Consider the following 15,509-nt stretch of genomic DNA (forward strand, 5'->3'; position numbering starts at 1 on the left):
CGACGGAGACATTGGAGCGCACATGAGTGAGTATGCGGTTGTGAACCCAGCCACGGGTCAGACGCTGGCCCAGTACGACACCTTCACCGACGCTGTTGTCGGGGAAAAGACAGAAACTGCGGATGCCGCCTACCGGGAGTGGCGTGACACTCCGGTCGCTGATCGTGCCGCGGTGTTGCGGCATGTAGCCGAGCTCCACCGCGAGCGACGTGAGAATCTCGCCGCGATCATCGTCCGAGAAATGGGGAAGCCGCTGGACGCGGCCCTTGGCGAAGTCGACTTCGCTGCGGATATTACCGAGTTCTACGCCGACCAGTCCGAGCGCATCACGGCCGATCAGCCGCTAGACATCCTCGGCGAGGGGTCGGCATTCATCCGCCGCTCACCGCTGGGTGTTCTGCTCGGGATCATGCCGTGGAACTTTCCGTATTACCAGGTGGCGCGTTTTGCTGCTCCCAACCTGGTGCTCGGCAACACTATTCTGCTCAAGCACGCTCCGCAGTGCCCCGAGTCCGCTGCTGCTATCGAGCAAATGTACCTCGACGCTGGCGCACCGGAGGGGGCGTACGTCAACCTCTACATCACCAATGCGCAGGCAGCGGACGTTATCGCGGACCCGAGGGTGCAGGGTGTCTCCGTGACAGGTTCCGAGCGCGCCGGCTCGGCCGTTGCTGCACTTGCGGGCAAACACTTGAAGAAGGTGGCGCTCGAACTAGGTGGGTCGGATCCTTTCATCGTGCTCTCTACGCCTGATTTGAGTGCCACGGTGACTGCCGCTGTGGACGCCCGCATGGACAACAACGGCCAGTCCTGTAACGCGCCGAAGCGCTTCATCGTGGTTGACGAGCTGTACGACGCCTTCGTGGAGAAGTTCGCCGCCGCAATGCAGTCCTGCAACATGGGGGATCCCTTCGATCCCGACACCGTGCTCGGGCCGCTCTCGTCGCTGACTGCGGCTGAGCGGCTCGAGGAGCAAGTCGATCGGGCAGCGGCCCAGGGCGCAACGGTGGTTGTCGGAGGGCATCGCGACCAAGCGTTCTTCGAACCGACGGTACTCACCGGTGTAACGGCGCAGATGGATGCGTATCGCGAAGAGTTTTTCGGACCGGTCGGTGTTGTCTATCGAGTTGCCGATGAAGACGAAGCTGTTCTTGTGGCGAACGACACCCCGTTCGGACTTGGCTCCTACCTGTTCACGACAGATGCAGACCAGGCGGATCGAGTGGCAGACCGAATTGAGGCGGGAATGGTTTTCGTCAACTGTGTACTCGCAGACTCTCCTGAGCTTCCATTCGGGGGAGTGAAACGCTCGGGGACAGGGCGCGAGATGGGGCTTCTTGCCGCTGACGAATTCGTCAACAAGAAGCTTGTCCGCACCGCTCCTCAATCGGCGTAGACGCGTTATCCGCGCCCGCAGCACGCGGCTGGAGTTCGCCTGTCGCATTGCCATGGCGTACACTTGAAGATGCAGTAGAAGTCTGCATTCTTTTGCCGTGCCCGCGGTTCGAAGTGTTCCTCGAATCGCGTCGCGGCAGCGGATGCAGGTTCCCTGGGACCTTCCGGTCTCTAGGGCGGTAGCTCAATTGGCAGAGCAGCGGTCTCCAAAACCGCAGGTTGCAGGTTCGATTCCTGTCCGCCCTGCGCGTCAGCGAATGCTGGCACACAGTGAATGATTCAGGTGGGTTAATGGTCCAGGACGAGCAGAAGGGCGAGGTTGTCGCGAAACGCGATGCCCCGCGTGAGAAGAAGCCCAACTTCTTCCAGCGCATCGTCATTTTCATCCGCCAGGTCTTTGCCGAGCTCCGCAAGGTGGTCACGCCTACGCGCCAAGAGCTTCTGAAGTTCACCGGTGTTGTGCTGGCTTTCGTTGTGGTCATGATGGCCCTCGTGTATGGCCTTGACCTGCTTTTTGTCTGGGTGACGACCGTCGTCTTCGGCACGCCGGGAGGCGTGGCCTAAAAAGCTCCGCGGTAGTGGGAGTTGTCTTCCGCAACCACGAATGGAAGTGAACTTAATTGTCTGAAAGATATGTCGACGACGCCGATTGGGCGCCGACTGCCGAGCAGTCCAGCGAGGACGATGAAGCCCAAGAGGGAAACATCCTCGCGGTAGAAGAGCGCGCCTCTGAGGCGGCCGAGCACATCGCCGTCCACGAGGTTTCTGAAGACGGTGAAGACGAGAGTGACGACGAGGAGTTGGACGACATCGAGATCAACGACCCCGAAGCCGATCGCATCGTGAACGATGCTCTTGAGATCGACGAGACAGCTGAGGTTGAAGCTGCCGCCGAGGTGCTCACGGATGCCCAGGCCGAAGATGAGGCCGAAGCCGAGGCAGAAGCTGCCGACGAAGTGACCCCCTACGACGGTCCCGAGCCTGACGCCGACGACGATGACGTCGACCCATTCGAGGCTTTTCGCACCGAGCTGCGCTCACTTCCCGGCAAGTGGTACGTCCTGCACTCCTACGCAGGCTTCGAGCGCAAGGTGAAAGCCAACATCGAGCAGCGCAAGTCGACGCTCGAGGTTGAAGAAGACATTTACCAGATCGAGGTCCCGATGGAGGACGTCGTCGAGATCAAGAATGGCCAGCGCAAGATGGTCACTCGCGTTCGAATCCCCGGCTACGTTCTCGTACGTATGGAGCTAAACGAAGACACCTGGTCGGTCGTGCGTCATACGCCCGGCGTCACGGGCTTTGTGGGCAACGCCCACAACCCGACACCGCTTCGATTTGAAGAGGCTTTCAATATGTTGAAGAGCCTTGTCGAGGTCAAGGAAGCTGCACCGACGAAGGCTGGCGCAACAAAGGGTGCTCCGGTCACTGCGCGCAGCATCGCGACTGAGGTCGACTTCGAAATCGGCGAAACCATCACGATCAAGGAGGGTTCGTTCGCGGGCCTTCCAGGTTCGATCAGCGAGATCAAGCCGGAAAGCGGCAAGCTCACTGTTCTGGTTTCGCTCTTCGAGCGTGAGACGCCGGTAGAGCTCTCATTCGATCAGGTCACGAAGCAGATCTGACGAATCTCCCATAGACCACCGCGATCCGGACAAGCCGGAATTGCGGGAGAACCGCAGCGATACGCGCTCGGTTCGATGAAAGGAAAAAGAATGGCACCGAAGAAGAAGGTGACCGGCCTGATCAAACTTCAGATCAAGGCTGGTGCTGCCAACCCGGCGCCGCCGATCGGGCCCGCGCTCGGTCAGCACGGCGTTAACATCATGGAGTTCTGCAAGGCGTACAACGCCGCGACCGAGTCGCAGCGTGGCAACGTCATCCCCGTAGAGATCACCGTCTACGAGGACCGCAGCTTCACGTTCATCCTGAAGACACCGCCGGCTGCGGAACTCATCAAGAAGGCCGCAGGCCTCCAGAAGGGGTCCGCAACGCCCCACACCGTGAAGGTGGGCAAGCTCACCAAGGACCAGGTTCGCGAAATCGCTGAAGCGAAGCAGCCTGACCTGAACGCGAATGACATCGAGGCTGCCTCGAAGATCATCGCCGGCACCGCCCGTTCCATGGGCATCACGGTTGAGGGCTGAGGGAGATAACGACTATGGCTACCAAGTCCAAGGCCTACGAGGCTGCCGCTGCGAAAATCGCAGCAGACAAGTTCTACACACCGACCGAAGCCGTCGCCCTGGCGAAGGAAACCGGTTCGGCGAAGTTCGACTCGACCGTCGAGGTTGCGCTCAAGCTCGCTGTTGACCCCCGCAAGGCGGACCAGATGGTGCGCGGCACCGTCATTCTGCCCCACGGAACGGGCAAGACGGCTCGCGTCATCGTCTTCGCAACGGGCCCCGCAGCCGAGGCAGCTATCGCTGCTGGTGCTGACGAGGTCGGTGGAGCCGAGCTCATCCAGAAGGTCGCCGATGGCTACACGTCGTTCGACGCTGCCGTATCGACCCCGGAGCTCATGGGCCAGGTTGGTCGTTTGGGTAAGGTTCTCGGTCCTCGTGGCCTGATGCCGAACCCGAAGACCGGAACCGTGACGCCTAACGCTGCCAAGGCAGTCGAAGACATCAAGGGTGGAAAGATCGAATTCCGCGTCGACAAGCACGCCAACGTGCACTTCGTCGTAGGTAAGGCATCGTTCACGGCTGAGCAGCTCGACGAGAACATCACGGTTGCGCTTGACGAGATCGTTCGCCTCAAGCCCTCCAGCTCGAAGGGTCGCTACATCCAGAAGGGTGCTGTGTCGACGACGTTCGGTCCCGGCATCCCGCTGGACGTCAACGGTCTCTGATCTCTTCAGATCACCTCACGAAACGAAGGGGCTCCACCGCGAGGTGGGGCCCCTTCGTCGTTGCCGCACAGCTAGCGCGCCACTATCAGACCGATGCCGAAAACAATCATGACGATCGCGACCATGGCGTCGATTATGCGCCATGACCGCGCACTACTCAGCGAGCGGGCGAGATATCGGGCGCCGAACCCCAGTGCAGAAAACCACGTAAGACTTGCGACGCCCGCACCAATTCCGAAAAGCCAGGGTGCTTGTTTCGTATTCGCGACCGAACCCAAGAGCAATAAGGTGTCGAGATACACGTGGGGGTTGAGCCAGGTGAGTGCGAGTGCCGTCGCTGCGACGGCCGCCCGCGAGGCCAACATTGGCGAGCTTGCCGATGCGTCGAGCCCCTCATCGCTCCCTTGAAGAGCGCGACGGCCAGCTAGGACGCCATAGCCGATCAGAAAGAGCCCGCCGCCCCACCGTGCGACCACCATGAACCACGAAGCTCTCTGAATGATCACGGCGAGGCCGGCAATCCCAGCGGCGATGAGCAGCACGTCGCTGAGCGTGCAGATCACGATCACCAAGCCGAAATGGTTCCGCCTCACTCCCTGTCGGATGACGAAGAGGTTTTGCGCACCGATCGCGGCGATAAGAGACAGCCCGACACCAAGCCCAGCCACAAGAGATTCCCACACAGGAGCACGCTAACCATCGCGCCATCTGGTGTATAGCGAATGATTCTTAAGAACCATTAGATTTACTTAATGAACATCGATACCGAGCTTGCCCGCACACTCGCGGCGGTGCTGGACGAAGGCACGATGGACGCGGCGGCTCGTCGCCTCAATGTGACAGCATCTGCTGTCAGTCAACGTGTCAAGTCACTCGAAGAGCAGGTGGGAAGAGTGCTGCTCGTGCGCTCGAAACCCGTGCGCGCGACCCCGGCAGGTATGCGAATTGTGAGGTTTGCGCGACAAGTGGAGCTTCTCGCTCACGATGTTTCCGCCGGATTCGCAACGTCGAGTCCGACATCTGTTCCACTCGCTGTGAACGCTGATTCGCTCGGCACATGGTTTCTTGCGCCGCTCGCGCGCCTGTCATCGCGATTGAACGTGACCTTCGATCTTCATCGAGACGACCAGGACTTTACTGCGCAACTTCTCGAAACAGGTCAGGTTATGGGTGCCGTGACATCGACGGCTGTTCCTGTCGCTGGTTGCCGCCTGCAAGCCTTGGGCATCATGCGTTACGACGCCGTGGCATCCGCTGAGTATGCCGAGCGATGGCTGGCGGGAGGGGCCGTCAGCGCGGCATTCGAGAGAGCACCCGTCGTGGAGTTCGATCGGCGTGATGACTTGCAAAGACAGTGGCTCGCCGCCCGCGGCATAAATCCGAGTGCGCCACCGCGGCATTATGTTCCCGCGTCACAAGACTTTGCCACCGCCGTCCATCTTGGGCTCGGCTGGGGCTTGCTCCCTCGTCCGCAGGCACAAGATGGTCTCGATTCGGGGAAGCTTGTGGCATTGGGCGGTGCGCACGTGGATGTGCCCCTCTACTGGCAGCAGTGGAATCTCCACTCCGACCTGCTCGACGCTGTCGCCTCCGACATCGTTGCGGAGGGCCGCCGAGTGCTCTTTCCGGCGGGTTAGTCTTCGCTCACCTGCAGCACGATCTTGCCGCGAGTGTGGCCTTTTTCTAACTCGGTGTGGGCAGCGGCGGCATCCGCTAGATCAAACACCTGGTCGATGTAGACCTGAATTGACCCCGACTCGAGGAGGCGACTGATCGTTGCAAGGGCGGCGCCGTCGGGAGCAACCTTGTAGCTCGTCGCCCGTAGGCCCCGCGATGATGCGGCCTCCGCAAAGCCTGGCCATGAACCCGTCGGCACGAGGATGTACATTCCGCCGGGACGCAGCACATCAAGAGACCTGGTGCCGGTTTCGTCATGAGTATTGCCCACGAGGTCGATCACCACGTCGACGTCGGCGACCTCGTCTTCGAATCGCTGCAGCGTGTAGTCGATGACTCTCGCGGCGCCGAGGTCCCTCAGCCAAGCAGAATTATGTCCGGATGTCGTGGCTGTAACGCGGGCTCCGAAGTACGCCGCGAACTGAACGGCAAAGTGACCTACCCCGCCGCTCCCGGCGTGGATCAATATGCTCTGTCCCTCGTGGGCGCGCGCAGTTTCGACGACGATTCCCCACGCGGTAAGCGCTGCGAGTGGAACGCCGGCCGCTTCGACGTGTGAAAGGGCCGCAGGTTTACGCGCTACCGAAAGAGACGGAACAACGGCGTACTCTGCATAGCTCCCGCCGGTACGCGGAAATGGCAGCATTCCGAAGACTTCCGTACCACTCGGGAAAGGATGGTTTTCGAACGGGCTCTTCTCGACAACACCGCTGAAGTCGAAACCCAAAGTTGAGGGGAAGCCGGGTATTGCCGCGGATACACCGGCACCGGCGCGTGTCTTGGCATCGATGGGATTGATGCCAGCCGCGACGATTCTGACGAGCAGCTCTCCTAGAATCGGCGACGGGATAGGGACTTCTGCTTCGTGCAGCACATCCTCGACCCCCGTGGTATCAAAGACGCAAGCCCGCATGGTCGCAGGCGAAGACTCGGTTGGATGTAGCGGCCGTTGTGACATTGGTCGCTCCTCAAAGGTGTAGCTGCGGCGGCAGCGCTAATGGGCCGTTCGTTGCCTCAGTAAACCCCGGGTTTGTCTCGCACGTGTTACGCGAGTGATACCACGTCGAGAAGCTCAGCGCGGATCCTCACCCGGCGCAAGCGGCTCAGCGAGCACGCTCTCCAGTCGCTCGCGCAAGCGCGCGGGCATGTCGACGACGCCCGGTGAAATGAGCCACTGAATCTGAAGCCCATCCATGAGTGCGATGACATCTATGGCGGTATCAGTGCTGCGAATATCGGGCGAGCGGAGGAGCCCTCGTGAGCGGAGATTGTCGACGGCCGCGCCGAGGTCGAGACGCGATCCGTCGTAGCGACGCGAGAAGTATGGATGCGCGGGATGTGCGTGGTCGGTGGCTTCGGCCGACAGCACCGCGTACAAACTCACCAACCCGGGCGTCGATGCGTTATACGCACTGAGGCGCACTAGTCGTTCGAAATGATCAAGTCCATCGGCTTGCGGGCCGGGCGCGTCAGCGAAAATCTTTTCGTATGCGAGGCGGTCGCGTTCATCGAGAACCGCCTGCAAGAGGGCTTCTTTAGTAGGGAAGTGGTGGAGGAGCCCCGCGCGTGAGACACCGCAGTCTTCTGCGATCTTGCTCATGCTTGTCTGCCGGTATCCAACGGCGCCGAAGGCGGTGAATGCAGCTGAGATGATCTGCTCGCGTCGCACGCGACCAGGTGCGTACGAACTCTGCGGCACGGCTTTGGGCATGAAAAGACCGTAGCGCTAATTCGGTAGCACCAATACCTACACCTATGTCGGTATTGGTGCTACGCTCGTCGACACGGCAACGCCGTGGCGACGCGAAGACGCAGCGCCAGTTCAATCGATGAGGATGTAGCGTGACTGAGCCCCAACTCTCCCTCCAGCTTTATACGGTGCGCGATGCGCTTGCCGAAGACCTTGATGGCACTTTGGCGCGGGTTTCTCGACTCGGTTTCCGGAATGTCGAAGCATTCGGTGCTGTGCAGCGGGCGACGGAACTCGCAGATGCGTTTGCTCGCTACGACCTTTCCTCGCCCACGATGCACGCAGCCCTGGTGACAGATGCGAACCGCGTGCCCGCCCCCGTGGACGAAGCAGTCTTCGACGCCGCCGGTCAACTCGGAGCACGCATCGTCATTGACCCCATGGTCGACCCCGTGCTCTGGGCCGCACCAGATGATGTTGCGCTTACAGCCGAACGCCTCAACGACGCCGCGGCGTTGGCTGCTTCGCGCGGCATCCGTGTCGGCTACCACAATCACTCTCACGAGTTCCATCACGAATTCGATGGCGTCAGCGCATATGAGTACTTTGTCTCATTGCTCGACGACAAGGTTGTGCTCGAACTCGATGCGTATTGGGCTGCTGTTGGCAAACAGGATGTCGCGGCTCTCGCTACGCGTCTAGGAACGCGTCTCGTTGCTTTGCACGTGAAGGACGGCAGTATCGATGCGGACCCATTCCGTGCTGACTCCGCGGGACCTATCGATCTCGGGCAGGTGGCCGCCGGGACGGGCGCGGTGCCGCTCGGTGACGTGCTCGACGCCGCCCAGAGTCTCGAGTTCGCGGTCGTCGAGTACGACGAATTCGCGGGCGATGTCTTCTCCGGTATCGAAGCGAGCGTGCAGTATCTCTCGAATCGAGGCGTGCGATGAGCGCCACCGGCGGTCCCGTGGGCGTCGGCTTTATCGGCGCTGGCATGATCAGTAACACCTACCTCGAAAATCTGACCTCATTTCCAGATGTCAGCGTCATCATCGTCGGTGACATCGACACTGAACGCGCAGCTGCGCAGGCGCAGAAGCACGGCGTGCCGTTTAGCGGTAGCCCTGACGAAGTGCTTGCGCACCCTGATGTGGAGATCGTCGTCAACCTCACGATTCCGCAGGCGCATGTCGCGGTGAGCCGCGCGGCGATTGCTGCGGGAAAACACGTGTGGTCTGAAAAGCCCATCGGCATAGATCGCGAATCGGCCCACTTGCTGCTGGCAGAGGCGGATGCCGCAGGCCTGAGGGTAGGCATAGCACCTGACACGATGCTCGGCCCCGGCCTGCAGAGCGCTCGCCGCGCTATTGCGCGTGGTGACATCGGCGTGCCGCTTTCGGCGCATACGACGATGCAGTACATCGGCCCTGACACCTTCCACCCGAACCCGGAATTCTTGTTCGCCCGGGGTGCCGGACCGCTCTTCGATATGGGACCGTACTACGTCTCCGCCCTGGTCAACGTGTTCGGGCCGGTGGCTTCGGTCGCCGCTGTCGCGTCACGTGGACGTGACGTGCGAAGCATTCAGGTCGGAGAGCGCGCAGGAACTGTATTTCCGGTAGAGGTAAACACGCACGTGCAGGCGATCGCTCGCTTTGAGAGCGGCGCGACGAGTGACAGCGTCTTCAGCTTCGATTCGGCACTTCCGCGAGCTGGCGTGATCGAAGTCAGCGGAACCGAGGGCACTCTCGTGATGGCCGATCCGAACATGTTCACGGGCGACGTGAAGATCACGCGCGGTTCAGAGCAGACAGCATCCGGCCCACAGCCGTTGTGGGAAACGGTTCCCGTCGCAGGCACAGAGGGTGGAAGAGGACTGGGAGTGCTCGATCTGGCACGTGCCATCCGCTCGGGCGACCAACACATCGCGACAGGCGAGTTGGGTTTCCACGTACTCGACACGTTGCTGTCGATGGACGAGTCAGCGGCAGAGGGGCGCTTCATCGAGGTGGAGAGCACCGTGGGGGAGATTCCCCTCGTGCCGCTCGATCGCGATCCACGCCAGGCGACGCTGTGACCGACGTTCCTTCCGGGCGACGCATCGGCGCAGGTTTCATCGGTGGCGGCTTCATGGCAGCCGTTCACTCACGTGCCGCGCGCGCGGCAGGGGCGCGTCTCGTGGCCGTCGCAAGCTCTTCTGTCGAACGGTCGCGCGAGGCAGCCGCAAGGCTCGGGATAGAGAACGGTGTCGACAGTGCTGAGGGCATTGCGGCTAGCCCGGAGATCTCCGTCGTTCACGTGTGCACGCCTAATGCACAACACGTCGCCGACACCATGACCGCTCTCGGGCATCGAAAACACGTCATTTGCGAGAAACCGCTCGCGACGACCGTCCCCGATGCAATCGCTGTAGCGAATGCTGCGAGTGCTGCCGGAGTGGTGGGAGCTGTTCCGTTTATCTACCGCTATCACCCGACCGTGCGCCACGCGAGAGCGTTGATTTCCGCCGGCGAGATCGGCACAGTCTTAACTGTCGACGCGTCATATCTTCAGGACTGGTTGCTGGGCTCGGGTGAGACGAATTGGCGAGTGGATGCCGCCTCCGGCGGGCAATCACGAGCGTTCGCCGACATCGGCTCCCACCTGTGCGACCTCATCGAGTTCGTGACGGGATCTCGCATCGAATCGCTCAGTGCGCGCACGCGGACTGTGTATGACGAGCGCGGTGGCCAGCCGGTAGCCAACGAGGACATCGCCGCTGTGATCGTCGAACTCGACTCGGGAGCTCTCGGCACGCTGCTCATTTCACAGATGGCGCCCGGACGTAAGAACGCACTCGTCTTTGAGATCCACGGGTCGCAGCAGAGCATTCGATTCGCACAGGAGCGCCCGGAAGAGTTATGGGTCGGGACACGAGACTCGTCACGCACGCTCCTCCGCTCACCAGACGCGCTCGGCGATCGCGAGCTTTCGCTCGTTCCGGCAGGTCACCCGATGGGGTACCAGGATGCCTTCAACGCCTTCGTTTCCGATGCGTACGCTGCGATCGCGGGTGAGTCTCCGGACGGGCTCCCCACGTTCGAAGACGGTGTGCGTGCAGCGCACATTACGGCCGCAGTGCTGGACTCAGCTCGCAGTGGCGAGTGGGTCACGGTCGCACCAAGCCCGCCCACCGACAAGCAAGACAAAACCCCGAGGAGCACTTCATGACTGCTGTTTCGCACCCCGTCACGCTTTTTACCGGGCAGTGGGCTGACCTGCCGCTCGAAGAAGTTGCCGCGCTCGCCGCCGGTTGGGGGTATGACGGCCTCGAAATCGCTGCGAGCGGCGACCATCTCGATCTACAGCGAGCCGATGAAGACGAATCGTACTTGCGTTCACGGCGAGAGCTTCTCGACCGACACGGCCTGCGCCTATTCGCGATCTCGAATCACCTTGCGGGCCAAGCCGTGTGTGATGACCCCATCGATTTTCGTCACAAAGCGATCGTGCGCGAATACGTCTGGGGCGATGGTGACGCAGAGGGCGTGAGGCAACGTGCCGCTGAAGACATGCAGCGCGCGGCTCGCGTGGCGAGAAAGCTCGATGTTGATACCGTCGTGGGCTTCACCGGATCATCGATTTGGCCATATATGGCCATGTTCCCGCCCGTCTCCGCGGATGTCATCGACGCCGGATACGAAGACTTCGCCGCGCGATGGAACCCGATTCTCGACGTGTTCGATGGTGAAGGCGTGCGTTTCGCGCATGAAGTGCACCCCGGTGAGATCGCCTACGACTACTGGACGAGTATGCGTGCGCTTGAAGCCATCGAGCACCGTGATGCGTTCGGTTTCAACTGGGACCCGAGTCACATGATGTGGCAAAACATCGACCCGGTCGGGTTCATTTGGGACTTCAAAGACCGCATCTACCACGTTGATTGCAAAGACACGCGACTTCGCCCCCGTAATGGGCGCGCGGGAGTTATGGGGTCACATCTGCCGTGGGGTGATCCTCGAAGAGGCTGGGACTTCGTGTCGACAGGACACGGCGACGTGCCGTGGGAAGACTCGTTCCGCGCTTTGGAATCGATCGGATACCGCGGACCCATTTCGATCGAGTGGGAGGACGCCGGAATGGACCGCCTCCATGGGGCTGCGGAAGCCGTGAAGTACGTACGGTCACTGCTGTGGCCGGTTCCCACTGCGTCGTTCGATGCGGCTTTCAGTAACCAGTAGCGCCCTGCGCCGGCTCTAACACGCGGGCCATGACCTTTGCCATGAAGGCGTGGCCCGCATCGGTTTGATGCACCCGATCATCGGTCATGAAATGACGGGGGTCGTTGCCCGGCACCCCGACCGCGGCGTAGATTCCGCTGATATCGACAGCGGCGGTATCTTCTCGTTCGGCCGCGATTGCCGAGAGAACTTCCCCGTAGGCGGCCCAAGGTGCGACCGGGGTGAACTCGTCATACCTCGCGTAGGAGTGCACAAGCAGGTGGATGCAGTCGACTGATGTTGCATCTTGCAGCCGTGAGAACTGCGCGTGCAGTTGCGCACGATATCGGTCCGGGTGCACGCCTGCCCAGGCGTCATTCGATCCGACCATGTGAATGACCAACCTGGGTGCGATGCGAGATATCGCCGAAACGCTCGCCGGGGTCAGGTAGTTTTGCGATGTGGTGCCTGGAACGCCCGCGTTGATGATCCGTAGACCCGGAGCATCCGTATTCCGTTGATCTGCGTCGTCGAGAACGAGGGTTGGGTGTGTGGGCAAGGTTGGATGAATGCTGCGCTGGAGAGCCTCCGCGCACAGATTCACCCAGCGACGGGAAGGGGCCGTGGCCGACATCCCGGATGTCGTTGAAGAGCCACAACAGACCACCTCGAGGGGTTCAGTGCTCGCTCGCGCTGTCATGGCGTGTACACGCCAGAGGTTCTGTCCGGCGGGCTGGGGGAGTGAGTCTGATTGGCGCATTCGCGCCGTTTCGACGTCGATTTTCGACTCCATCTGATTTCTCCTCATCTGACTGTTGACACATCGTCGTGCTCGTCATAATGTTCTGCGCATACGTAGTAGCAACTGAGCTTCGGAATATCGTATCCAGTTGTGCATACGAATGAGCAACAATTTTCAGCACCAAACAATCTCACACAGCACCATTCCGTCAAAGGAGACACGAATGCGAACTATCGTCCGAATTTGCCTTGCGGCATCCGTCGCAACCGCGCTTATCGCGACAAGCGCTTGCAGTGCCGGGGGCGAGGCCACCGGTGGAGAGCGTAACGAGACCCTCATCTACGGAAAGTCGGATGGCGGCACGACGTACGTGCGCAACTACAACGTCCTCGGCCCAGCGACCGAGAAGGCTCCCAACTCCGAGCTCATTTACGAACCGCTTGCCCGTATCGACTACTCGGACGGTGCCGTCGTGGTGCCGTGGCTGGCGGAGTCGATGGAGTTCGACGAGACCGGGGAACACCTCACGATTGTTATTCGGGACGATGTCACATTCTCTGACGGTGAGGCTTTGACCGCCGACGATGTCGCATACTCGCTCTCGCTACCGATCGACAACCCTGATCTGAACCTCGCGGGCATCACGTATTCGAGCGTTGAGATCATCGATGACGCGACGGTGCAAGTGGACTTCGACGCGCCGTCGTTTGCGGCGCTCAATCAGTTCACGTCGGCATCGCTACCGATGGTTCCCGAGCACATTTGGAAAGACCAGGACCTCACGACGTGGACAAACCCCGATCCGGTGGGCACCGGGCCGTTCACGCTCGATGCTTTCGCTCCTCAGCAGGTCACTCTCAAAGCACGTGATGACTACTGGGGCGGACAGATGCCCATGAAGTACTACAAGATCCTGGCGACGAGCGGGGAGGCAGTGAAAGCGCAGCTTCTGCGAGGAGACATCGATTGGGCGCCTGCGGGCTGGCCCGACGCTGAAGAAGAGTTCGTTGCGAAAGATCCCGAGAACAATATTTATCAGCTGTACGCGACAGGCGGTGCGTACTCGATGATGTACAACACCGCGCAGGCACCGTTTGACGACGTCAATCTGCGTCGCGCGTTTGCACTGTCGATTCCGCGCTCGGATATCACCGCGACGCTCAATCGACCCGGCACGGAGGCCGGTCCTACCGGGCTCGTCGACCAAATCTACGGCGATTGGATCGCTCCCGAATACCGGGACGTGGTGCAAGAAGTGGACGCGTCCAGCGCACAAGCAGCACTCGCTGCGAGCGGATATGAAGTCGTCGACGGCGCGCTCGTCAAAGACGGACAGAGCTACACCCCGAAGCTCTCGTTCAACCAGGACTTTGGGTGGAACGCCTACGCAGACATCATGATCAACAGTTGGAAAGAAGTTCTCGGAGTAACGGTCACGCCCTCTGGTGCTCCAAGCGCGACCCTTTACGACCAGCAGAAGACCGGCGAGTTCGACATGACAATCGCAACCACGGGGGGCGCCGGCGTCTACGGCCTCTATAGCTTCTTGGACAGTCGCTACGTCGAGCCGCTCGGTACCGCAGCGGCAACGAACATCGGACGATGGGATGACGCGGAAACCGACGCAGTCCTAGGTGAAATGGCGCAGACGTCGGATGAGGCCACGATGAAAGAGCTGGGCATGCAGATGCAGCAGATCGTCGTCGACGAGGTTCCGTTCAGTCCCATCTACAACTCTTACTGGTTCGTCGATGTGAATGCGTCGCTTTGGAAGGGCTGGCCCACGCCGGACGACTTTGACGCAGTGCCGTTCCCGAGTCTCGGGCCCGACACCATCCTCACCCTCCTGTCGCTCACTCCCGCATCATGACCATCACTCCTCAGCATGAGGCTTCGGCTACCGTGAACATCGCGGTGGCTGAAGCCCGCGGAAGAACGCGTAAAAAGGGCGGGCGCGGTCGAAGGAACTTCCTCTTCAAGAGGTTGGGGTTCTACCTCGCCGCCGCTTGGGCCGCGATCACTCTCAATTTTGTGATCCCGCGTCTTATGCCTGGCGATCCATCTGCTGCGATCATCGATCAGCTGGAGCGAGTCAGCGGACAAGCCCTCGCTCCGTCCACGCTGGTGTCGATCCAAGGGCTGTTCGGTGATCCCGATCAAAACTTGTTCGAGCAATACATCGTCTATCTCGGTCAGCTCGCACGCTTCGATCTCGGAGTTTCGATCGTGAACTTTCCGGTTCCGGTTGCAAGTCTCGTGGCGACTGGTTTGCCGTGGACGCTCATGCTCGTGGGTGTCACAACCGTTGCCGCCTTCGTGATCGGCACCTCGCTCGGAGTGGCGACAGGGTGGCGGGCGGGATCGAGGTTCGACTCGATCGTGACGCCACTGACCACATTCCTGTCGTCGGTTCCGTACTTCTGGGTTGCGCTGTTGGCAGTCTGGTACTTCGGATTCATCTTGGGCTGGTTTCCGCTCTCAGGTGGGTACGACCCGAACCTCCCTATTGCGTTCTCCTTCCCCTTCGCTCTCAGCGCGCTTCAGTACGGCGCTCTTCCTGCGGCGACGATCGTGTTCTCGGCGTTTGGCGGCTGGATGTTGGGAATGCGCAACATGACGGTGACAACAGTGGGTGAGGACTACGTGCTGCTGGCGCAGGCGAAAGGTCTTTCGCCGGCGCGCGTGCGTTGGCGCTATGCCGCCCGCAACGCGATGCTGCCTCAATTCACCGGGTTCGCAATGGCGCTAGGAGGGGTCGTCGGTGGAGCTCTACTCACCGAGATCGTGTTCAGCTACCCGGGCATCGGATACCTCCTGTTCTCGGCGCTCCAAAAACGGGATTACCCAGTGATGCAGGGTGTCTTTCTGCTCGTCACCCTGACCGTGTTGCTCGCAAACCTGATCGCAGATTCGGTCTACGTATGGCTCGATCCGCGTGTGAGAGAGGAGAACTGA

General features: G+C 60.8%; 16 protein-coding genes and 1 tRNA gene. 13 read left to right on the forward strand and 4 right to left on the reverse strand.

All coding sequences use genetic code 11. From position 1 onward, the window contains the following. Positions 1-22: 22 nt before the first annotated feature. From G6N83_RS09525 to rplA, 6 genes are all read left to right on the forward strand, one after another. On the forward strand, positions 23-1,396 hold the full coding sequence (locus tag G6N83_RS09525; protein WP_165141512.1) for an NAD-dependent succinate-semialdehyde dehydrogenase: 1,374 nt from the start codon (positions 23-25) through the stop codon (positions 1,394-1,396). A 172-nt stretch (positions 1,397-1,568) separates the two neighbouring features. Beyond that, positions 1,569-1,641, forward strand: a tRNA-Trp gene (locus tag G6N83_RS09530). Between the two features lie 45 nt (positions 1,642-1,686). Then, the gene (gene secE, locus G6N83_RS09535; RefSeq protein WP_165141514.1) at positions 1,687-1,959 is read left to right on the forward strand and encodes a preprotein translocase subunit SecE; all 273 of its coding nucleotides are present in this window, start codon (positions 1,687-1,689) and stop codon (positions 1,957-1,959) included. A gap of 56 nt (positions 1,960-2,015) precedes the next feature. After that, the gene (gene nusG / locus G6N83_RS09540) at positions 2,016-3,020 is read left to right on the forward strand and encodes a transcription termination/antitermination protein NusG (RefSeq protein ID WP_165141516.1); all 1,005 of its coding nucleotides are present in this window, start codon (positions 2,016-2,018) and stop codon (positions 3,018-3,020) included. A 90-nt stretch (positions 3,021-3,110) separates the two neighbouring features. Next, positions 3,111-3,542 carry a 50S ribosomal protein L11 gene (gene rplK / locus G6N83_RS09545; protein WP_165141518.1) on the forward strand — a complete coding sequence of 144 codons (432 nt, stop codon included), beginning with the start codon at positions 3,111-3,113 and terminating at the stop codon, positions 3,540-3,542. 14 nt (positions 3,543-3,556) lie between these two features. Next, positions 3,557-4,246, forward strand: a complete 690-nt coding sequence (rplA, locus tag G6N83_RS09550; protein ID WP_165141520.1) for a 50S ribosomal protein L1 — start codon at positions 3,557-3,559, stop codon at positions 4,244-4,246. 71 nt (positions 4,247-4,317) lie between these two features. Here the strand turns inward: rplA and G6N83_RS09555 are convergent, their stop codons facing one another. Further along, positions 4,318-4,929 (reverse strand): LysE/ArgO family amino acid transporter, encoded by a 612-nt coding sequence (locus tag G6N83_RS09555; RefSeq protein WP_165141522.1) that lies wholly within the window; start codon positions 4,927-4,929, stop codon positions 4,318-4,320. Between the two features lie 69 nt (positions 4,930-4,998). Here G6N83_RS09555 and G6N83_RS09560 point away from each other — a divergent pair, with 69 nt between their 5' ends. After that, positions 4,999-5,883 carry a LysR family transcriptional regulator ArgP gene (locus G6N83_RS09560; protein WP_165141524.1) on the forward strand — a complete coding sequence of 295 codons (885 nt, stop codon included), beginning with the start codon at positions 4,999-5,001 and terminating at the stop codon, positions 5,881-5,883. Here G6N83_RS09560 and G6N83_RS09565 read toward each other — a convergent pair. After that, positions 5,880-6,836, reverse strand: a complete 957-nt coding sequence (locus G6N83_RS09565; RefSeq protein WP_165141526.1) for an NADP-dependent oxidoreductase — start codon at positions 6,834-6,836, stop codon at positions 5,880-5,882. The genes G6N83_RS09560 and G6N83_RS09565 overlap by 4 nt on opposite strands. A gap of 159 nt (positions 6,837-6,995) precedes the next feature. Further along, entirely contained in the window at positions 6,996-7,634 is a 639-nt protein-coding gene (locus G6N83_RS09570) for a TetR/AcrR family transcriptional regulator (protein ID WP_165141528.1), read from the reverse strand. 131 nt (positions 7,635-7,765) lie between these two features. On the opposite strand from G6N83_RS09570, the gene G6N83_RS09575 reads away from it, so the two are divergent. The 4 genes from G6N83_RS09575 to G6N83_RS09590 are packed head-to-tail and all read left to right on the forward strand — an operon-like array spanning position 7,766 to position 11,833. Further along, positions 7,766-8,563, forward strand: a complete 798-nt coding sequence (locus tag G6N83_RS09575; protein ID WP_165141530.1) for a sugar phosphate isomerase/epimerase family protein — start codon at positions 7,766-7,768, stop codon at positions 8,561-8,563. Then, positions 8,560-9,690, forward strand: a complete 1,131-nt coding sequence (locus G6N83_RS09580) for a Gfo/Idh/MocA family protein (protein WP_165141532.1) — start codon at positions 8,560-8,562, stop codon at positions 9,688-9,690. The genes G6N83_RS09575 and G6N83_RS09580 overlap by 4 nt, the downstream gene beginning before the upstream one ends. Continuing rightward, positions 9,687-10,823, forward strand: coding sequence for a Gfo/Idh/MocA family protein (locus G6N83_RS09585; protein WP_241246168.1), 1,137 nt, complete (start codon positions 9,687-9,689; stop codon positions 10,821-10,823). The genes G6N83_RS09580 and G6N83_RS09585 overlap by 4 nt, the downstream gene beginning before the upstream one ends. Beyond that, positions 10,820-11,833 carry a sugar phosphate isomerase/epimerase family protein gene (locus G6N83_RS09590; protein ID WP_165141534.1) on the forward strand — a complete coding sequence of 338 codons (1,014 nt, stop codon included), beginning with the start codon at positions 10,820-10,822 and terminating at the stop codon, positions 11,831-11,833. The genes G6N83_RS09585 and G6N83_RS09590 overlap by 4 nt, the downstream gene beginning before the upstream one ends. On the opposite strand, the gene G6N83_RS09595 is transcribed toward G6N83_RS09590, so the two are convergent. Continuing rightward, positions 11,820-12,620: an SGNH/GDSL hydrolase family protein gene (locus G6N83_RS09595; RefSeq protein WP_338143801.1), complete on the reverse strand. Its 801-nt coding sequence runs from the start codon at positions 12,618-12,620 to the stop codon at positions 11,820-11,822. The two genes, G6N83_RS09590 and G6N83_RS09595, sit on opposite strands and share 14 nt — an antisense overlap. A gap of 157 nt (positions 12,621-12,777) precedes the next feature. Between G6N83_RS09595 and G6N83_RS09600 the strand changes: the two genes are divergently transcribed. Next, positions 12,778-14,424, forward strand: a complete 1,647-nt coding sequence (locus tag G6N83_RS09600) for an ABC transporter substrate-binding protein (RefSeq protein WP_165141538.1) — start codon at positions 12,778-12,780, stop codon at positions 14,422-14,424. Beyond that, positions 14,421-15,509 (forward strand): ABC transporter permease, encoded by a 1,089-nt coding sequence (locus G6N83_RS09605; protein ID WP_165141540.1) that lies wholly within the window; start codon positions 14,421-14,423, stop codon positions 15,507-15,509. The genes G6N83_RS09600 and G6N83_RS09605 overlap by 4 nt, the downstream gene beginning before the upstream one ends.

This window comes from Microbacterium endophyticum, from assembly GCF_011047135.1.
Lineage (GTDB): Bacteria > Actinomycetota > Actinomycetes > Actinomycetales > Microbacteriaceae > Microbacterium > Microbacterium endophyticum.